The organism is Paracoccaceae bacterium Fryx2 (genome assembly GCA_032334235.1).
GTDB lineage: Bacteria > Pseudomonadota > Alphaproteobacteria > Rhodobacterales > Rhodobacteraceae > JAVSGI01.
Genome location: JAVSGI010000003.1, coordinates 187,130 through 206,283, shown reverse-complemented (window position 1 = coordinate 206,283; position 19,154 = coordinate 187,130). Strand labels below are relative to the sequence as shown.

Genomic DNA, 19,154 nt, shown 5'->3' with positions numbered 1-19,154 from the left:
GAGGACATTTGACATGAGCCGAGATGTAACCGGCGCTTTTGCTGCGGCACTGGCAGAGCAACACCTTCGCCCGGTGATCTTCTTCGAGGGCCAATTCGCCACAGGCTGGGTGCGGATTTGGTCGGGGCTGGGCGAGACCGGCTGGAACGACGAGAGTTGGGCTGGCGCGGGGTCGCTTCTAGGCATCGGTTCTCTTGATGAAACCGGCGAGGTCGTGGCGGGTGGCACGGCGGTCTCGTTGTCTGGCGTACCGCTCGATCTGGTGCAAATGGCCATTGCAGAGGCGCGGCAAGGTTTGCCGGGCCGGATCTGGCTCGGGCTTTTGTCTGAAACAGGCCAGATTATCGCCGATCCGGTGCAGGCCTTCTCGGGCCGTCTTGATGTACCAGAAATCAAGGATGATGCTGACAGCTGCACGATTACCATCAGCTATGAAAGCCGGTTGATTGACCTGACCGTGGCGCGGACGTGGCGCTATACCCATGAAAGCCAGCAGGTGCTGTATCCGGGTGATCTTGGCTTTGAATATGTCACCGCCATTCAAGACCGGGAGATTACCTGGGGACGCGGTTAATTTGCGGAGTTGGCCGGGTTTGAGGGACTATTCATCTGGATAAGCTGTGGATAGCTGGCCCGGCAGCGGCCCTGCATGTTCGTGAGGCTAGGCCGGTCTTCGGGGCAATCTTTGGCAATGATGTCGAGCGCTGTGGGCAGCGGCGTATTCGCGCCAACACGCTCCACAAAACGTTCTTTGGAATAGCGCCCGAAGCGACCGCAGACAGGGCAGCTGATCTCGACAGTCTCAAAGGGGAAATCAAAGGCGCGCATGCCGCAAAGTTGGCGCGCCACGCTTAGATGGGCAAGGGAAAATGATGTCTCACATCGACAATTGGGAACGCCACCTCGCAGAGGCAATCGACATCGCACGTGTAAAACCCTTCGCTTGGGGCCTTCAAGACTGTGGAACATTTGCTTTTGGGATCCGAAGCCAGCTCACGGACGGCGCGGATGTGGCCGCCCTCTGGCGCGGACGCTACAGCACTGCGCTTGGCGGCGCGCGCGTCAGCCGGACGGCATTGATGAGATGGCCCTCATTGAGGCGGCCAATATCTGCGACGAGCCGGTGGCACTCGCAGGGGGTGGGGTGGAGCTGCGCTATGCCTGCAACGGGGTCATCACGCTTTCTGAGGTTCCCAAAACCATCATCGAGGGGTTGCTGACATCCTTTGCCGGGCGTTGCGCTTTCTCGGGCGGGTCTTGGCGCATTCATGCAGGGGCGTGGCGCGCACCGTCCGTGGCGCTGACCTCCGACCATGTTCGCGAGGCCGGTCTGACCTTGGCCACGCGGGTGACGATGTCGTCAAACTTCAACGGGGTGCGCGGACAGTTCGTTTCCCCAGAGAACGACTGGCAGCCCGATGACTTTCCGGCCTATGCCAGTGCTGCCTATTTGGCGGAGGACGGCGGAGAGCAGAAATGGCGCGATATCTCGCTGCCCTTCACCATCTCGGCCACGATGGCGCAGCGACTGGCCAAGATTGAGCTGGAACGCGCGCGGCGTCAAATGACGGTACGGCTGTCGGGCAAGCTGTCCGCTTGGGCGGCCACAGTCGGCGATGTGGTGACCCTGTCCTATGATCGTTGGGGCTTTGCTGCCAAACCGTTTGAGGTGCAGGGCGTCAGCCTTGATCTTGCGGCCTCGGGTAATGCGGCACTGCTGCTGCCAGAACTGGTCCTGCGCGAAACCTCGCCGCTGGTGTACGACTGGGCTGCAAGCGAGGCACAGATATATGCGGCCGCCCCACGCACGGCGTTGCCGAATGCTTTTGATATTCCAGCTCCGGGGCCGCCCACGGTTACAGAGGATCTTTATATTACCCGCGATGGTGGCGGGCTCAAGGTTCTGGCGCGCGTTGCCTGGGAGGCCGCCCCTTCGGGCTTTGTTGCGGGCTATCAACTGCAGGCACGGCAGAGTGAAGGCGGTGATTGGCTGGATTATGGCCGCACCGATGGTACCAGCCTTGAGATCCGTGATGTTGCGCCCGGCGCATGGCAATTCCGGGTGAAAGCGATCTCGGTGCTGGGCGTGTCGTCGGTCTGGCAAACCGCGTCAGTCGAAATTCTGGGCCTGACAGCACCCCCAGCCGGGCTGGGCAGCGTCACGCTGCAAACCGCCGGTGGTCTTGCCATCCTGAAATGGGCCCGCTCCGTTGATCCTGATGTGCGGGTTGGCGGCAATATCGTGATCCGCCATTCGAAAGAAGTCACGGCGACTTGGTCGGACAGCTATTCGATGGACCGGGTGGGCGGCGGCGAGGCTACGCTCGGCGAGGCGCATGGCTTTCGCAACGCGCAGACCACCGTCATCGCCCCCACCGGCACCATCGGCCTTGTGATGGATTGCGACACCACCGGCATCGAGCCCGACTTTGCGCTGGTCAAGTTCAAGAAGCTGGCGGGCGGCGGCTACTTCAAGATCATCAACCAGTCGGTTCCGGCGGCGCTGGAGAAGCTCGGCTACGGCTCGGCGCAGATTGCCGAAATGGTGGCCCATGCCGTGGGCCATGGCAGCCTGGGCAACTGCCCCGGCATCAACCACACCTCGCTGATCGGCCACGGCTTCGGCCCGCGCGAACTGGAAAAGATCGAAGGCGCGCTGCCCTCGGCCTTCGACATCCGCTTTGTCTTCAACCAGTGGACACTGGGCGCCGATTTCTGCAAGGGCACCCTTGGTATCCCCGACGAGAAGCTGGCCGACCCGGCCTTCGACCTGCTGCGCCACCTCGGCTTCACCAAGGCGCAGATCGACGCCGCCAACGACCATGTCTGCGGCACCATGACGCTGGAAGGCGCGCCCTTCCTCAAGCCCGCGCACCTGAGCGTGTTCGATTGCGCCAATGCCTGCGGCAAGACTGGCAAGCGGTATCTTTCGGTGGAAAGCCACATCCACATGATGGCGGCGGCGCAGTCGTTCATTTCCGGAGCGATCTCCAAGACCATCAACATGCCGAACTCGGCCAGCATCGCCGAAACGCTGGCGGCCTATGAATTGTCGTGGAGCCTCGGCATCAAGGCCAACGCGCTGTACCGCGACGGATCGAAGCTCAGCCAGCCGCTTGCCTCTGCCCTGATCGACGACGACGAGGAGGCCGAGGAGATCCTTGCCTCCGGCAACCAGCACGAAAAGGCCGTGGTTCTGGCCGAGAAGATCATCGAAAAGGTGATCATCAAGGAAATCGTCCGCAGCCACCGCGAAAAGCTGCCCGAGCGCCGCAAGGGCTATACGCAAAAGGCGATCGTCGGCGGTCACAAGGTCTATCTGCGCACCGGCGAATACCGGGACGGCACGCTGGGCGAGATCTTCATCGACATGCACAAGGAAGGTGCGGGCTTCCGCGCCATGATGAACAACTTCGCCATCGCGGTATCGGTCGGCCTGCAATACGGCGTGCCGCTGGAGGAGTTTGTCGAGGCCTTCACCTTCACCCGGTTCGAGCCGGCCGGCATGGTTCAGGGCAACGACAGTATCAAGAACGCGACCTCGATCCTCGACTACATCTTCCGCGAACTGGCGGTCAGCTACCTGGACCGCACCGATCTGGCACACGTCAAACCGACGGGCGCCACCTTCGACGACCTCGGGCGCGGCGATCAGGAAGGCAAGCGCAACATCTCGGAAGTGACCGACGCCGCCGCCTCGCGCGGGCTGGAAGTGCTGCGCCAGATCTCGTCCACCGGCTACCTGCGCAAGCGCCTGCCGCAGGAACTGGTGGTGCTGCAGGGCGGCATGAACGGCACCACCGCCCTTGCCGAACGGATGGACGCCGTGACCGCCGCCATGGGCTTTGCCGACGCGGCCGCCACCTACACCGCAACCTCGGCGCTCGCCTCCGGCACGGTGTCGATGGACCCCCGCACCAAGGCAAAGATGCAGGGCTACGAAGGCGACCCCTGCGGGGAATGCGGCAACTACACGCTGGTCCGCAACGGCACCTGCATGAAGTGCAACACCTGCGGCGGCACGAGCGGGTGCAGCTGAGGTTGGCTGGGAATGTGTCCCTGAGGGCATAGTTCTTCTGGTTTCGGGTAAAGGATTTCCGATCTGGGAGTAAAGGTTTTCTCTAGACGGACAGTATCGGCGGTTTTCAGCCTTCGGGGGCGAAAACCGCCGAATTAGAGTGTTGATTGCCGTCGCGAGTATCGCTTCGTTGATGTTGTAGTCCAGTATCGCCGAAGAGATGGACCTGGCTCTTGTGAAGCAGGGAACCGGTGTGCCTTGGAAAGCCTCAGAGTAATGGACCGCTACATCGCCCAGCCCCACTCCAAAGGCGCTTAGGTGTCCCAGAGCGAAGGCTGCATGGACCTGCTGAGCCATTGATCTGGGTGCAAATCTCTCTATACGAGCCGTTTTCTGCACAAGCTTGACCTCGTAAAAGAAAAACTGAAAAATGAGTGACGCGGTGGTTCCGCAAGTTGTCATCTATCGATCAGGATAAGTCAGACTAGGAGCAAGATTTGCATAGCTTTGCGTATACACAAGGATCCTTTGACGACTTCTATAAAAAATTAGATCGAGCAAAATATGGAATCGCGGATAGGGACGCCTTTCGTGATAGAGTAAATATACTTCGGGGTAGGATCAACTCCCTAGATTTTCCATACCACTTCAAAATTTTCAAAAGCAAAAGCAGAACGCTATGCACACCTGCAGATTATGAAACCACAATTTTGGTTCGCAAGGTAAATTCAGATTTTAATAGAGTCGCTAAAATTGCAAATATCAGCAGAAGCGAAACGATTAAATCGATCAAGTGCATGTGCTCGGAGGAAGTCCCATATACTGTAGTTAGGTTAGATATCAGGCGATTTTACGACAGTATAAACATTGACCATTTAATTAGTGTAGTATCACATGCAACTCGGCATACCTACGCTCTGAGGCGAAATATCGAAGCTTTCCTGCGATGGTCAAGGGTTAATATTGGTGGCGTTCCAACGGGTCTGTCATTATCCGCTTCTCTTGCGGAGTTCTATTTGAGGCAAGAGTTTGATGAGAAAGTTCGTCAGATTCCAGGAGTTAACTTTTATACACGATATGTGGATGACATAATTTTAGTTTGCTTACCAGGTAAATCAGGCGCTGATTATATAGCAGCGGCTGAAAGCCTTTTGCCGTTAGGTCTAAAGTTCAACGATGACCCGATCAAGAAAACGTTTGTTGAGTTAAGATCCGCCGAGGCCAAGGGAACTTTCGAATATCTTGGCTACTCATTCTTGGTAGGCGGGTTCGAGAATACTGCCGAATACAAAGGAAGGAAGGTATTGATTGACATTGCCAAGTCGAAAATTGATAGAAGAAAAACTCGCTTTGTAAAGTCACTACTGCAGTTCCTTAAGGACGGATCTGAAAATGACCTAAAGCGGAGGCACCTCCTAATAAATAGTGGATACACCTATAGGGACGCAGCCACCGACTGCGTTATAAGTGCGGGCATCTGTAACACTTATTCTGAAATAGATTTCCCGTCTAACGCCCTCTTGGAGTTGAATGAATTCTATAAGTTCTGCCTGGTGGGTAAAAAGTTTCCGCTCAGACCAAGATTAAAGATGTCTCACCTATCCAGCTCAGCGGTTCGCACCATGTTATCACTTGATCCGAATAAGCATGTTCAGCTGAAAAAGTATATTTCATTTACCGCGAGTGAGCTTACTAATTTAACGAGGTGCTGGAGAGATGCTTAAGAGAAAAAGAGTTGTTCTTGACAAGAATGATTGGGTCCGAGTTCTCTTGAGTGAAACAACTCCAGCAGAAATGCCAGTGATTGTATCGAATGACGGATTCTATTTTAATATCATTTCTAAAAACCGCCATGCACCGCTTGACACTTTAATCAACATTCTTTTGACACCGTCCGTCAAAAAGAGATTTTCAATACCATTCAATTACAAGATTACTAAGGATCGGGAATCATTTCGACGCTTAAGTTTGCCCCACCCCCGAGCACAGCTAGAGGTGGTGAATTTCTATAAGCGTTTCAGTAGTCTTATTGCGCACTACTCGCAAGTTGGACCGTTTTCGCTCAGACGCCCGAAGCGCATTGCAAGTCACTACTATCGTGCAGGAATGAACGACGATGTGTTCGCAGTGAAGACCCAAGACATCATGGATGAAAGCGCTGAGAGATCAGCGAAACATGCTGCCAGCGTTTTCTCTTATTCAGGGTATAGACGTCTCTATAGGTTCTTTGATTCACCAACATACTCCAACTTAGAGAGAAAATTCCGGCACATGGCGTCGCTGGACGTAAATAAGTGCTTTGATAGTATATATACACACTCCATTTCTTGGTCCCTCAAGTCGAAGACGGAAGCGAAACTCACAACGACCGCAGAAAGCTTTGGCGGTGCGTTTGATCGCTTAATGCAATCAATGAATTACAACGAGACAAATGGTATTATCATAGGTCCAGAAGTAAGCAGAATATTTGCCGAAATCATCTTCAACAAAATCGATCTAGATATCCATACATCTCTCGCGGATCAGGGTTTCAAAAATGGAACTGATTACAGCATCTTCAGATATGTCGACAATATATATGTCTTTTACAACAATCGCACGACTTTTAATTCAGGGCACCTCGATTTTTGACTGTTTTCGCGGCAACGGCATAGCAGGTTCTGCCCGAAGCGCGGCAGCGACCTTCAGCTGACCGATTGTTGCCTTGGTTTTTATGATCTGCCGCCCATTTCGCCTCGCGGACCTTCGGTTCAGGGCCGTTTTTAGCGATGCGCGGGGCGATCTGCGTCCTTGGCCGACCGTTTTCAGGCTGGGTGCGGGTTGATGCGACCCAGTTGGCCGAGGCGGCGCATGTTGTAGGCGAGATTCTTCATGCCGACTTTGGCCTTCGCCCGCACCAAGCCGATGGTGCGCACCAGGGTGCCGCCCATGTCGTTGGCCTGCGCGCCGAAGATGTGCTCAACCCGGACCCGCACGGTGGATTTGGTGCGGTTGCTGCCCTTGGCCTGGTCGGTCAGCGGCTTGCCCCGATTGCCCTTGCGGTGGATGTGGCTTTTCAGTTTTAAGGCGCGGAGTTTGGCCTCCATCTCCTCGGACCGATAAGCAGCATCCGCCCACACGCCAGACCCGGTGTTGCCCTGCATCAGCAGATGATCCACTGCCTGGCTGTCATGCACAGCGGCGTCGGTGACGTGGTAGCGCCGGACCAGCTTATGCGTGCGGTCCACATTCACATGGTTCTTGTAGCCGTAGTGGCTCTTGCCGTGCTTTTTCGTCCAACGTGCGTCCACATCCTTTTGCACCCGTTTCGCTGGCTTATCAGCCCAATCCTCGGGGACCTCGCCCTTCTTGATCGTTGCGTTTTCATCGCGCGTGTTGTGATTGCGCGGCACCGGCACGATGGAGGCGTCCAGGATCTGACCGCCGCGCGCAATGTAGCCCCGCCGCGCCAAATGACCGTCAAACAACCCGAACAACTCCTCCACCTTGCCGGCCTGCGCCAGCGCATCGCGATACAGCCACACCGTCTTGGCGTCGGGCACCCGGTCACCAAGGCCCAACCCCAGGAAGCGCATAAAGGAAAGCCGGTCGCGGACCTGATATTCGATCTGATCATCCGACAGGTTGTAAAGCGCGCTCAGAACCAGCGTCTTGAACATCAGCACCGCATCTATCGGCTCGCGCCCCGCGCGGGACTTGCGATCCGCAACAGGCTTGCGCCAGACCCGCTCAAGAGCCGGACGAAACTCCTCCCACGGCACGACGGCATCAATTTCGACCAGCGGATCCCTTTTGGCATCGAGGCTCGCGTAACGGTCCGAAAGATCGAAAAAACCCATCTGCGCCATCGTTGCATCCCCAATGCCAGTTCACTGTCTCACCATACCGAAGTGCGGGGGATGGGGCAATTTATAGAGGTGCCCTATATTGCGCCGGAGATTTCCGAATGGTTCCTGAACGAGGCAGATCGCAATCTTGAGGTCTGGTGGTGGCATAAAAAGATCGGCCGCGTCGAGGTTCTGTTGCCGAACGGGAAATGGGTCACCGCGCATTGTAAAGACGACAAATGGGCCGACGCGTCCTACGCCGATCTGGCTGCAGCGGTCGCACTGGATAAAGCCGAGCACAATCGCGGACAGGTAGAGCGCGACAACTACCGTGTGGAAGCCGATGCCATGACGGCTGCCCGCGCCGGACTCCGTGGTCTTTTGCCACTTGCGCCATCAGCAGAACAACTGGCCGCACGGACCAAAGAGTTTCACCGGCATGTGCGCTATCCGGGCAGTGAACCCTATCCGACTGCGGACCTCTTTGACTGCGTCGTGACCCCGTTCGATGGGTCCGCAACTTCGCCCGATGCGCACAGCAGCATTCAACCTCAACTCCCGGAACAACCGGATGCAGGAGATATCATGGAATGAACGACCGACCAGAAATTGACGACAGCCTTTCGGGGGCGTCGACGCTGAAACTGCCGTGCGATCCGAGCGACGCATCAGCCAGCGTCGACTGGCTTCGGAATCGCTATATGAAAACTGTCCGCGATCCGATCTTCAACGACGCTCTCGAGGAAATTCTTGAGACTGATCATGATGGGCGGTTGACCGCGCGCCCGCAGCGTATCGGCTTGATCAAAGAAACACGCGGCATTTTGGTGGTCGGACATACGGGGGACGGCAAGACGGCACTAATACGCCGGAATCTCACGCGGCATCCTTCTATCGGGCTTACCGAAGGTATTGAACCGGGCAAGGCGCTCTACCTTCGTGTGCCCCCCGAAGCGACCCTCAAGGGAGTCGCGACAAAAATCCTAACTGAGACGGGGTATGGTCGTGTTCAGGAAAAGATAAACACATCCGTGGTGTGGGATATGGCTATCCACCGTCTTTCGGGGCGGGGGATTACAATCCTGTGGATTGACGAGGCACACCACATGTTCCGTCTGTCGAAGGAGGTGGATGCTGTTCTGCGGCGTATGAAGTCCCTTATGCAGGGGGAAACCAGTCTGGCGTTGATCGTATCGGGGATCAGGTTTCTGGATGAAAAAATTCAGACCGACGCCGAAACCAGCGAACGCTTTTCGCGCGTGCGGCTGGGGCCGATCCGTTCAGACCAGGAACGTCGCGATCTGCGCAAGTTCATCGACCTTTGCTGTTCTTTCGTAGATCTTTCCCCGGTGACCGACCCTGACCTTGTCGCGCGACTGGAGTTTGCCACGCGCGGCAGCATCGGGCGCTCAATCGAGTTCTGCCACTCCGCCGTCCATCGGGCGCTGCGTCGCGGCGACAGAACATTGACCCTCGACGATTTCCGGCGCGGTTTTGATCTCAAGCGCGGCTTTAGTGACGATGGGCCGTTTGATCCTGAGGACTGGCCGGTGCTGAAGGATATTCTGGAAAAGAAAGGGTGGTCTGCATGAGCGGCCCGCTACACCCTTATATTCCTTATGACGACACTGAAACCACCGAGTCCTATCTGCGCCGGCTGAGCCTGTATCACACGGGGCGGGGCGGCCCTGACCTACTGGCGGATTTCGGCATCGATCTGCGGGACTTCTCGTCCGGTGCGGCTGATGCGCTTGCGACCTTGGCGGAAATAACGGGCGTCGAGGCACACCGGCTCAGGGCTGGAATGTTTTTACACCGGCCCAGATACCGTGAGTTCCGGGACGAAGTGGTCAGCATTGAGTTCGTCCGGGCAGAGGGAGCCATGGTTTGCCCTGAATGCCTTCGCGAAGATGCAGTAGATCGGCATCGGTGGTCGCCGAAGGGGCGCATCTCATGGCGAATGCGGGCCTTGCACACCTGTCCGTATCACAATTGCTGTTTGGTGCAGACCGATGGCGTCGCGGCCGAAAAGGACCCCTCTGATGTGTTCATCATGCTGGAGAGAATATGTGAGCTCGAGGTTGAACCGCAGGTGCCTACCGCACTCGAGCAGAGCATCTTGAACCGATTGAGCGGCGCAAGCTCTGGCGCTGGCCTATGGCTGGACACCCAGACGATGGAACAGGGTATCAGAGCCTGCGAGATGGTTGGCGCGACCCTCACGCACGGCCTGACATTCACCGCAAAGGCCTTGACCGCTGAAGACTGGCGACAAGCGGGAGAGACCGGCTTCCAGATTGCGCGCGGTGGCGCGGATGCGATGACGACAGCCTTGTCGCAGATCGCGTCGATGTCGACCACGACGGCAGGTCAGGCAGGCCCGAAGGCCGTCTATGGTCGTATGGGCACCTCGATTTTTGACTGTTTTCGCGGCAACGGCATAGCAGGTTCTGCCCGAAGCGCGGCAGCGACCTTCAGCTGACCGATTGTTGCCTTGGTTTTTATGATCTGCCGCCCATTTCGCCTCGCGGACCTTCGGTTCAGGGCCGTTTTTAGCGATGCGCGGGGCGATCTGCGTCCTTGGCCGACCGTTTTCAGGCTGGGTGCGGGTTGATGCGACCCAGTTGGCCGAGGCGGCGCATGTTGTAGGCGAGATTCTTCATGCCGACTTTGGCCTTCGCCCGCACCAAGCCGATGGTGCGCACCAGGGTGCCGCCCATGTCGTTGGCCTGCGCGCCGAAGATGTGCTCAACCCGGACCCGCACGGTGGATTTGGTGCGGTTGCTGCCCTTGGCCTGGTCGGTCAGCGGCTTGCCCCGATTGCCCTTGCGGTGGATGTGGCTTTTCAGTTTTAAGGCGCGGAGTTTGGCCTCCATCTCCTCGGACCGATAAGCAGCATCCGCCCACACGCCAGACCCGGTGTTGCCCTGCATCAGCAGATGATCCACTGCCTGGCTGTCATGCACAGCGGCGTCGGTGACGTGGTAGCGCCGGACCAGCTTATGCGTGCGGTCCACATTCACATGGTTCTTGTAGCCGTAGTGGCTCTTGCCGTGCTTTTTCGTCCAACGTGCGTCCACATCCTTTTGCACCCGTTTCGCTGGCTTATCAGCCCAATCCTCGGGGACCTCGCCCTTCTTGATCGTTGCGTTTTCATCGCGCGTGTTGTGATTGCGCGGCACCGGCACGATGGAGGCGTCCAGGATCTGACCGCCGCGCGCAATGTAGCCCCGCCGCGCCAAATGACCGTCAAACAACCCGAACAACTCCTCCACCTTGCCGGCCTGCGCCAGCGCATCGCGATACAGCCACACCGTCTTGGCGTCGGGCACCCGGTCACCAAGGCCCAACCCCAGGAAGCGCATAAAGGAAAGCCGGTCGCGGACCTGATATTCGATCTGATCATCCGACAGGTTGTAAAGCGCGCTCAGAACCAGCGTCTTGAACATCAGCACCGCATCTATCGGCTTGCGCCCCGCGCGGGACTTGCGATCCGCAACAGGCTTGCGCCAGACCCGCTCAAGAGCCGGACGAAACTCCTCCCACGGCACGACGGCATCAATTTCGACCAGCGGATCCCTTTTGGCATCGAGGCTCGCGTAACGGTCCGAAAGATCGAAAAAACCCATCTGCGCCATCGTTGCATCCCCAATGCCAGTTCACTGTCTCACCATACCGAAGTGCGGGGGATGGGGCAATTTATAGAGGTGCCCGTATGTATGAATGGCTCGCCTATAATTCCCCAGTGCCGGACCCCGGACCGATCCGCGGCCTGCTGCGTGAGAACATTCTCAACACGATGGTCATCGAACCAGACGAGGTTTTGCTTGGTGAACGGGTTCAGGAGCGTCGTCTTCATTCGGTCTACAGCCTCTCCATCGCAACAAGGCTGCACCTGAAACGGCTGCGCAAGATCCTCGTGCAGGCAGGCGTTACTGATGACGAAACCTGGGACATCGCAGCGAACCGGCTGGTTTTCCCAGTGGCCGAGGCCGAGCGCCTGTGTGCCGACATCATGGATAGCGTTTCCCTACAACAGCTGCCTGATGCAATTGGATGTTCACGGACGCAGGCCCAGAGCCTTTATCAGGAAGGGGTAGTGCGTCCCGTTGTCGAACCGGATGCCTTGCGCGGCATCAGCAAGCTGGCATTTGCCCGCCGAAATCTGGACGCCTTCCTTTCCATCATTGAAAAGCTGCCTGTCGCGTTGCCCGGCCAGGCTGAACTGGTCGATTTCACAAGTGCCTGCAAAAGAACCGGCCGGAGCACCGGTGACATCATGGCCAGGATCGTCTCAGGAGAACTGAGGGCTTGGCGAGACGGGCGTCAGGTATTTGTCCACGCCATCAGGTTTGATTTGTCAGACCTCGACCCTATCCGGACACGGCAGCCAAGATCCGTCGAAATACCTGACTAAATCTACTTCCAGATTGCCCTTGTAAAAAAGTCCGCTTCGGCGGACTTTTTTTCTTGAACAGGGGCCGATTCTGCAATGCAGAAAACCTTTACCCCGAAAACGGAAAAGCTCTACTCCCACGGTAGTATTGGCCTATTGATTCTAAAGGATTATTTAGGGCCTTCCAGAAGAACTATGGCCGCAGGGACAGAATGTTGTCCTTGTAAAACGAGGCATAGTTAGCGCAAATTGGCCGACTTAGCCCTGCGCACGATCGTAAAAATCATTGGAAAAGCCCATGGAAACAAGGGCTTTTCCATATATTGAGGTTCTTGCGGCTGAACACGTTGCAGCGACGCCCTGTCCTCACTTGGTTCGGCCCGTAGATGCCAATGCTTGATAGGGCGGTAGTCAATGTCCATGGCATAAATGCGGTCTAGACGCCAACTGCTTCAGTTCCCTCTTTCTGACACCAGTTCATCCGAGGTATCCTTTGAAGATCGCACATCTATCGATCTCTCGTTTCAGAGGCATCCGGTCGCTGGAATGGACCCCCAGTGTTCAGCGACAACCATCTTGGCCGGTGCCGACAACCACCTTGGCCGGTGGGGCTGAACGGAAGACGGGCATGCCCGTCTGGAGGGCAGCCGCACCGGCCTGATTGATTTCGGGGAAGGTGCTGGTCGCTGCGGGTTGGTAAGCCGGGTTCCTCTGCCGTCAAACGGAGGATCCGGGTTGGCCTACAAACCCATCAACGACCAGCAATTGAGATTATACATGTCCGACCTCCAGAAGCACAGTCAGCGCACGTCGGCCGCCCGCGCCGGGTTCAGTGAGCGCACGGCCCGACGGTTCGATGCCAATCCGACGCTGCCCTCGAACCGCAAGATCGTTCACGGGCGCACGGTGGCCGATCCCCTCGAAGGCTTTTGGGAGGGCGACATCCTTCCCTTGCTGGAGAGGGACAGCGCCTTGCAGGCCGTCACCCTGCTGCGCCACCTTCAGGGCCTGCATCCGCTGGCCTTCCCCGATGACCGGATCCGGCGCACCCTGGAACGGCGGGTGCGGCAGTGGCGGGCGTTGAACGGGCCCGAGCGCGACATCATCTTCCGCCAGACGCCGGAGCCGGGCCGCATGGCCCAGTCCGACTTCACTCATGCCGAGGAGCTGGAGGTGACGATCGCGGGCCAGCTATTCCCGCATCTGCTCTACCACTTCGTCATGGTCTACAGCCGGTGGGAGCATGTCGGGGTGGTCCTGGGCGGGGAGAGCTTCACGGCCCTGGCCGAGAACCTGCAGCAGGCGCTCTGGTCGCTCGGCGGGGCACCACAGGAGCATCGCACCGACAGCCTCTCGGCCGCTTTCCGCAACCTGACGGCTGACCAGCGCCAGGATATCACCACGCGCTACAATGCCTTCGTCGGCCATTACGGCATGGAGGCCAGTCGCAACAACCGCGGGGAAGCTCATGAGAACGGCGCGGTGGAATCCCAGAACCGGCACCTGAAGAAGGCCATCGAACAGGCGCTGATCCTGCGCGGCAGCCGCGACTTCGCCAGCATCGAGGACTACCGCCGCTTCATCGACATTCTGGTGGCACGGCGCAACCGGCAGCGGGCGGCGGCCACGCAGGTGGAACGGGCGCATCTGAAGCCCCTGCCGCGCCGGCGCACCACCGACTTCACCGAGATCGTGGTGCCCGTCACCCGCACCAGCGGCTTTCTGGTCAAGAGCATCTTCTACAGCGCCCCGTCGCAGCTGATCGGGCAGCGCTTGCGGGTCCACCTTTACGACGATCGCCTTGAGGCCTTTCTCGGCAGCACCCTGGTCGTCAGCCATACAAGGGCGCGTGGTCGCGGCGACGGCCATCGCGTGCATGTCATCAACTACCATCACGTCATCCATGCCCTGCGGCGCAAACCGCAAGCCCTGTGGAGTTCGATCTACCGCGACAGCCTGTTCCCGCGGACCGAATACGCTGCAGCCTGGCAGGTGCTGCAGCGCGATCTGCCCCGCCGCGACGCCTGCCGCCGCATGGTCGACCTGCTGTTCATCGCCCACGACCAGGCCTGCGAGGCGGAGCTGGCGCATCTGCTGGCAGCAGAATTGGACGCGGGCCGGGTGCCCGATCCCGGACCTCTGGCATCCTGCTTGAACCCGCGGCAAACGGCGCTGCCGAGAGATGTTGCCGTCGCCCATCCCTCGCTCGACAGCTTCGATGCCCTTCTGGGAGCCTGCGCATGACCTCCCGCGAGATCGACATCCACACGCTGCCCGGCATGCTGACCGCGCTGCGCCTGCCCAGCTTCCACAAGCTTTGGGCCGACATCGCCACCCGTGCCGACACCGAAGGCTGGCCCGCTGCCCGCTTTCTGGCTGTCCTCGCGGAATACGAACTGGCCGAGCGCGACATGCGCCGCATTCAGCGCCACATGAACGAGGCACAGCTACCGGCTGGCAAGACGCTGGCGACCTTCGACTTCAAGGCGCTGCCAACCCTGCCGCGTGCCCGGGTGGAAGCTCTGGCGGCCGGCGACTGGCTGGAGGGCGGCGGCAACCTGATCGCCATCGGCAATTCCGGCACGGGCAAAACGCACATTCTCTGCGCGATAGGCCATGCCCTGATCGAGCGGGGACACCGCGTGTTCTATACCCGCACCAGCGATCTGGTGCAGCGACTTCAGGCCGCCCGCCGCGATCTGGTGCTCGAAGCCGCGCTCGCCAAGCTCGACAAGTTCGACCTGATCATCCTCGACGACATCACCTACGCCCACAAGGATCAGGCCGAGACAGGCGTGCTCTTCGAGCTGATCGCCCGGCGCTACGAATGCCGCAGCATCGCCATCGCCGCCAACCAGCCCTTCAGCGGCTGGGACCAGATCTTCCCGGACAAGGCGATGACCGTCGCGGCCATCGACCGGCTGGTTCATCACGCAGCGATCCTGGAGATGAATGCCGAAAGCTTCCGCCAGCGCGCGGCCGCCTCCAACAAAGAGGCGCTGAGCAGACCGCCAACGACAACCATCGCCGACAACAAGGACAAAGGAGAAGGCTGAGCGAAAAACAATTCCAGATACGCCAACCCAGCGGCCTAAAACCGGCCAACGTGGTTGACGGTCACGGACATGCTGGTTGACGCGCTACACCCCAGTCCGAACCTAAATTGTCTGATCGGTCCGGGCGACACGGCGAAAACCACCATCTTGGATGCAGTTGAGATAGGGTTGTCACCGCGATATGGTTTCTCCGGAACAGACGCGGATTTCTATGATTGTGATACTGCCCGGCCAGTTGAGATCATCACTACACTTGTTGATCTGCCGGATGAATTCCTCGTCGAAAGCCGCTACGGTCTGCTCCTCCGGGGCTGGCATGCGGCATCTTCAACCCTGAAAGATGAGAAGGCCCCTGAGGACGTCGAAGCCCTTTCGATCAAAGCGGTTCTGGCACCAGATTCACTTGAGGGCACCTCGAAAAATTGCCGTGACGACGCTGCCTTTGTAGGATGAAGGGGGCGTTTGGCTACTGGAGGATAACGATGGCGCAGATGGGGTTCTTTGATCTTTCAGACCGTTACGCGAGCCTTGATGCCAAGCGGGACCCGTTGGTCGAGATCGACGCCATCGTGCCTTGGGAGGAGTTTCGTCCGACGCTGGAGCGGGTCTGGCGGAAGCCTGAGGCGGAGCGGAAGTCGCGGGCAGGGCGCAAGCCGATGGACGCGGTGGTGATGTTCAAGACGCTGGTGCTGGGCGCGCTCTACAACCTGTCCGATGACAAGATGGAGTATCAGGTGCGCGACCGGCTGTCCCTCATGCGGTTTCTTGGTCTGGGGCTCGAGGACCGGGTGCCCGACGCCAAGACCGTCTGGCTGTATCGCGAGGGTCTGGCGCAGGCGGGTGTGGTCGATGCGCTGTTCAAGCAATTCGACGGGTATCTGGCGCGGCAGGGTTATATCGCGCGCGGCGGGCAGATCCTGGACGCCTCCATCGTGCCGGTGCCGCGCAACCATAACAAGCGGGATGAGAACAAGGCGATCAAGAACGGCGAGGTGCCGGAGGGCTGGGCCGACAAGCCCGCCATGCGGTCGCAGAAAGATACCAATGCGCGCTGGACCAAGAAGCACGGGAAATCCCACTACGGCTACAAGAACCACGTGAATGTGGACCGTCAGCATAAGCTGGTGCGCCGCTACCATGTCAGCGATGCAGCGCTGCATGACAGCCAGGCAGTGGATCACCTCCTGATGCAAGGCAACACCGGCTCGGACGTCTGGGCCGATCCGGCCTATCGGTCCGAGGAGATGGAGGCCAAGCTGCGCGCCCAGGGCCTGAGGAGCCGCATCCACCGCAAGGGAAAGCGCGGCAAACCGCTGAGCGAGCAGGGCAAGGCCAGCAACCGGACCAAGTCCGCCGTACGCGCCCGGGTCGAACATGTCTTCGGCGCACAGACCAACGACATGGGTGGGACGCTGGTGCGCACCATCGGCATCGTGCGTGCGAAGGCCAAGATCGGCATGAAGAACCTCGCTTACAACATGCGCCGCCTCGCCCAGCTCCGCCGCCTGAACCCATGTCCGGCGTAATCCGGGGCGCGGACTTCAGGCCGAAGAGGCCGCGGCCCGCCATAGCCGGGCGGAATGGCCCCCAACTACGCCGCCGAAAACTACAGCAAGCCGCTTCCCGCAGCCTTCAGGCCGCCAAACCAGCCCTGAACAGCGGAGAACAAGGAAAAATCGAGGTGCCCTCATGATAGTCGCTGAATGCCTTGTGGTCCCGATCATGCTGATAGGTGGTGTCGCGGGAGTGGTGGAAATTTGAAGGCGGCGTAATCTCCGGGTGAACTGAAACCCACCCAGCCGGCGGCGCCAACCGCCAGGGAGATCACGCCATGAACGACATTACCGACAGCTCGGCCTTTTCGCTACTGCCCGACACGACCGGGTATGACCCGATCGAGGAGCGCCTGCGGGCAAGCGTCCGCGCGACCATCGAGACCATGTTTGAAGAGGAACTGGCCGAGTTTCTCGGCCGCATGCGCTACGGTCGCGGCGACGAGAAGGCGAAGGGCTATCGCCACGGGCACCGCGAGCGGCAGCTGACCGGCACCTTCGGCACCGAAACGGTGCGCGTGCCCCGCGCCCGGGTCGAGGACGAGGACGGCAAGGCTAAGGAATGGCGCTCGAAGGCGCTGCCGCGCTACCAGCGGCTGACGAAGAAGGCCGAGGCGCTGATCGCGGCGGTCTATCTTGCCGGGACCAACACCCGGCGCGTCAAGCGGGCGCTGTTCGGGCTGTTCGAGGGCGCCGTCAGCAAGGATGTGGTCAGCCGGGCCTGGCGCAAGGTGAAGGTGGACTGGGAAGCCTGGTGCGCCCGCAGCCTGGCCGACGAGGACATCGTCCGGCTGATCCTCGACGGCACCGTGATCCGGACCCGGCTGGACCGCAAGGCCACCAACATCTCGGTGCTGGCGGCGATCGGCATCCGCCGCGACGGGCAGAAGGTATTGTTATCCATCAAGAACATGGGCGGAGAGAGCACATCTGCCTGGCGCCAGTTCCTCGACGACCTCGACGCCCGCGGTCTGAAGCGGCCCGAGTTCGTCATTGTTGACGGCGCTCCCGGGCTTGAAGCCGCTCTGGTCGCGCTGTGGGGCGAGGCTCTGCCGATCCGGCGCTGCACGGTCCACAAGCACCGCAACCTGCTGGCGCACGCGCCCAGGCACCTGCACGACGAGCTGACCGAGGACTACCGGGACATGATCTGCGCCGACACCGCCGCCGGGATCGAGACCCGCCGCAAGGCATTCCTGCGCAAGTGGCAGCTCAAGTGCAAGGCCGTTGCCGACAGCCTCGAGGAAGCAGGGGACCGGCTCTTCAGCTTCACCCGCCTCGATCCCTCGCAATGGAAGTCGGCCCGGACCACCAACGCCATCGAACGGCTGAACGAGGAGTTCCGTCGCCGCGTCAAGACCCAGACCGTGCTGCCCTGCGCCGAGACCGTGCCGATGCTGCTCTGGGCGCTGCTTGCGGATTTCGCGGAGAATGGGCGCTGATTTCGCGCGATCGTGGGCACGCGTTTCGCGCCATTCTGGGCAGTCATTTCACGGGATCGTGGGCAGGCTGGCCGACGCTTTCATGGAGTCAGGCTTGAACGATTTGGTCAAGCTTTTTTGTGACGGCGGAGCGCCTGCGCAGGCTTTCACCTGAGAGGGTGAGGCGGTGTGCGTTGTGAACGAGGCGGTCGAGGATGGCATCTGCGAGCGTTGGGTCGCCGATGGCTTCGTGCCACTGGTCAACGGGGAGTTGGCTTGTGACGATGGTGGAAGCGCGGCCGTGGCGGTCTTCGAGGATTTCCAGCAGGTCACGGCGCTCCGGGGCGGTGAGGACGGCGAGGCCCCAATCGTCAATGATCAGCACATCCATGCGGGCGATGGTTTTGAGGATGCGTTCATGGCGGCCATCGCCACGGGCCAGAGCAAGGGCCTCGAACATGCGCGGCGCACGTTGATAGAGGACGGGCCGCCCATCCCGGCACGCCTTGTGGCCAAGGGCGCAGGCGATCCAGCTTTTGCCCAAACCGGTCGGCCCGGTTATCAGCAGGTTCTCGTGCCGGGCGATCCAGCCGCCATCGGCAAGATGCGCCATGACACTGCGGTCAAGACCACGTGGGCTGCGCAGGTCCAGATCCTCGACGCTGGCATCTTGGCGCAGAGCCGCAAACTTGAGCCGGGAGGCCAGTTTCTTGGTGTCGCGCTCTGCAGCCTCGCGGTCGACCAGCAGGCCGAGACGCTCTTCGAACGAGAGGGCGTCGAAGGCGGTTGACCTGCGTTGTTCTTCGAGCGCCGATGCAATGCCGGTCAGGCCGAGCGCCAACAGTCGGTCGTGGGTGGGATGGGTCAGCATTTTAGTCCTTTC

Annotated in this window: 15 protein-coding genes and 1 pseudogene; 13 read left to right on the top strand and 3 right to left on the bottom strand. The window is 59.4% G+C overall.

Going from position 1 to position 19,154, the window contains the following annotated elements:
- The first annotated feature begins 13 nt into the window (after positions 1-13).
- The 4 genes from RNZ50_01900 to drt3b all read left to right on the top strand — a co-directional run bounded on the left by RNZ50_01900 (position 14) and on the right by drt3b (position 6,649).
- Positions 14-574, top strand: a complete 561-nt coding sequence (locus RNZ50_01900) for a hypothetical protein (protein ID MDT8853803.1) — start codon at positions 14-16, stop codon at positions 572-574.
- A 510-nt stretch (positions 575-1,084) separates the two neighbouring features.
- The gene (locus tag RNZ50_01895) at positions 1,085-4,039 is read left to right on the top strand and encodes a phage tail protein (protein MDT8853802.1); all 2,955 of its coding nucleotides are present in this window, start codon (positions 1,085-1,087) and stop codon (positions 4,037-4,039) included.
- A gap of 476 nt (positions 4,040-4,515) precedes the next feature.
- Positions 4,516-5,742, top strand: coding sequence for an antiviral reverse transcriptase Drt3a (gene drt3a, locus RNZ50_01890; GenBank protein ID MDT8853801.1), 1,227 nt, complete (start codon positions 4,516-4,518; stop codon positions 5,740-5,742).
- A complete protein-coding gene (gene drt3b, locus RNZ50_01885) occupies positions 5,735-6,649 on the top strand; it encodes an antiviral reverse transcriptase Drt3b (protein MDT8853800.1) in 915 nt (304 codons plus the stop codon). The genes drt3a and drt3b overlap by 8 nt, the downstream gene beginning before the upstream one ends.
- 173 nt (positions 6,650-6,822) lie before the next feature.
- On the opposite strand, the gene RNZ50_01880 is transcribed toward drt3b, so the two are convergent.
- Complete coding sequence (locus tag RNZ50_01880; GenBank protein ID MDT8853799.1) at positions 6,823-7,866, bottom strand: IS5 family transposase; 1,044 nt, start codon at positions 7,864-7,866, stop codon at positions 6,823-6,825.
- A gap of 51 nt (positions 7,867-7,917) precedes the next feature.
- Between RNZ50_01880 and RNZ50_01875 the strand changes: the two genes are divergently transcribed.
- The 3 genes from RNZ50_01875 to RNZ50_01865 are packed head-to-tail and all read left to right on the top strand — an operon-like array spanning position 7,918 to position 10,327.
- Positions 7,918-8,439 (top strand): hypothetical protein, encoded by a 522-nt coding sequence (locus RNZ50_01875; protein ID MDT8853798.1) that lies wholly within the window; start codon positions 7,918-7,920, stop codon positions 8,437-8,439.
- Entirely contained in the window at positions 8,436-9,437 is a 1,002-nt protein-coding gene (locus RNZ50_01870) for a TniB family NTP-binding protein (GenBank protein MDT8853797.1), read from the top strand. Before RNZ50_01875 ends, RNZ50_01870 begins: the two co-directional genes overlap by 4 nt.
- Positions 9,434-10,327, top strand: a complete 894-nt coding sequence (locus RNZ50_01865) for a TniQ family protein (GenBank protein MDT8853796.1) — start codon at positions 9,434-9,436, stop codon at positions 10,325-10,327. The genes RNZ50_01870 and RNZ50_01865 overlap by 4 nt, the downstream gene beginning before the upstream one ends.
- Before the next feature lie 112 nt (positions 10,328-10,439).
- On the opposite strand, the gene RNZ50_01860 is transcribed toward RNZ50_01865, so the two are convergent.
- The gene (locus tag RNZ50_01860; GenBank protein MDT8853795.1) at positions 10,440-11,483 is read right to left on the bottom strand and encodes an IS5 family transposase; all 1,044 of its coding nucleotides are present in this window, start codon (positions 11,481-11,483) and stop codon (positions 10,440-10,442) included.
- A 77-nt stretch (positions 11,484-11,560) separates the two neighbouring features.
- Here RNZ50_01860 and RNZ50_01855 point away from each other — a divergent pair, with 77 nt between their 5' ends.
- The 6 genes and pseudogenes from RNZ50_01855 (at position 11,561) to RNZ50_01830 (ending at position 18,268) form a co-directional block, all read left to right on the top strand.
- Positions 11,561-12,262, top strand: coding sequence for a hypothetical protein (locus RNZ50_01855; protein ID MDT8853794.1), 702 nt, complete (start codon positions 11,561-11,563; stop codon positions 12,260-12,262).
- Between the two features lie 714 nt (positions 12,263-12,976).
- Positions 12,977-14,485 (top strand): IS21 family transposase, encoded by a 1,509-nt coding sequence (gene istA, locus RNZ50_01850; GenBank protein ID MDT8853793.1) that lies wholly within the window; start codon positions 12,977-12,979, stop codon positions 14,483-14,485.
- Positions 14,482-15,297 (top strand): IS21-like element helper ATPase IstB, encoded by an 816-nt coding sequence (istB, locus tag RNZ50_01845; GenBank protein ID MDT8853792.1) that lies wholly within the window; start codon positions 14,482-14,484, stop codon positions 15,295-15,297. Before istA ends, istB (RNZ50_01845) begins: the two co-directional genes overlap by 4 nt.
- A gap of 69 nt (positions 15,298-15,366) precedes the next feature.
- Positions 15,367-15,750 carry a hypothetical protein gene (locus RNZ50_01840; GenBank protein ID MDT8853791.1) on the top strand — a complete coding sequence of 128 codons (384 nt, stop codon included), beginning with the start codon at positions 15,367-15,369 and terminating at the stop codon, positions 15,748-15,750.
- Between the two features lie 29 nt (positions 15,751-15,779).
- Complete coding sequence (locus RNZ50_01835) at positions 15,780-16,823, top strand: IS5 family transposase (GenBank protein ID MDT8853790.1); 1,044 nt, start codon at positions 15,780-15,782, stop codon at positions 16,821-16,823.
- Positions 16,824-17,128: 305 nt separating this feature from the next.
- Positions 17,129-18,268: pseudogene (locus tag RNZ50_01830) on the top strand (IS256 family transposase).
- Positions 18,269-18,380: 112 nt separating this feature from the next.
- Here RNZ50_01830 and istB (RNZ50_01825) read toward each other — a convergent pair.
- Positions 18,381-19,142, bottom strand: a complete 762-nt coding sequence (gene istB / locus RNZ50_01825; protein MDT8853789.1) for an IS21-like element helper ATPase IstB — start codon at positions 19,140-19,142, stop codon at positions 18,381-18,383.
- Between the last annotated feature and the right edge of the window lie 12 nt (positions 19,143-19,154).

Excerpts from the sequence above, each read along its gene's own strand:
- RNZ50_01900 (MDT8853803.1), top strand. The coding sequence starts at position 14 with ATGAGCCGAGATGTAACCGGCGCTTTTGCTGCGGCACTGGCAGAGCAA.
- RNZ50_01895 (MDT8853802.1), top strand. The coding sequence starts at position 1,085 with ATGGCCCTCATTGAGGCGGCCAATATCTGCGACGAGCCGGTGGCACTC.
- drt3b (MDT8853800.1), top strand. The coding sequence starts at position 5,735 with ATGCTTAAGAGAAAAAGAGTTGTTCTTGACAAGAATGATTGGGTCCGA.
- RNZ50_01880 (MDT8853799.1), bottom strand. The coding sequence starts at position 7,866 with ATGGCGCAGATGGGTTTTTTCGATCTTTCGGACCGTTACGCGAGCCTC.
- RNZ50_01875 (MDT8853798.1), top strand. The coding sequence starts at position 7,918 with ATGGGGCAATTTATAGAGGTGCCCTATATTGCGCCGGAGATTTCCGAA.
- RNZ50_01870 (MDT8853797.1), top strand. The coding sequence starts at position 8,436 with ATGAACGACCGACCAGAAATTGACGACAGCCTTTCGGGGGCGTCGACG.
- RNZ50_01865 (MDT8853796.1), top strand. The coding sequence starts at position 9,434 with ATGAGCGGCCCGCTACACCCTTATATTCCTTATGACGACACTGAAACC.
- RNZ50_01860 (MDT8853795.1), bottom strand. The coding sequence starts at position 11,483 with ATGGCGCAGATGGGTTTTTTCGATCTTTCGGACCGTTACGCGAGCCTC.
- RNZ50_01855 (MDT8853794.1), top strand. The coding sequence starts at position 11,561 with ATGTATGAATGGCTCGCCTATAATTCCCCAGTGCCGGACCCCGGACCG.
- istB (MDT8853792.1), top strand. The coding sequence starts at position 14,482 with ATGACCTCCCGCGAGATCGACATCCACACGCTGCCCGGCATGCTGACC.
- RNZ50_01840 (MDT8853791.1), top strand. The coding sequence starts at position 15,367 with ATGCTGGTTGACGCGCTACACCCCAGTCCGAACCTAAATTGTCTGATC.
- RNZ50_01835 (MDT8853790.1), top strand. The coding sequence starts at position 15,780 with ATGGCGCAGATGGGGTTCTTTGATCTTTCAGACCGTTACGCGAGCCTT.
- istB (MDT8853789.1), bottom strand. The coding sequence starts at position 19,142 with ATGCTGACCCATCCCACCCACGACCGACTGTTGGCGCTCGGCCTGACC.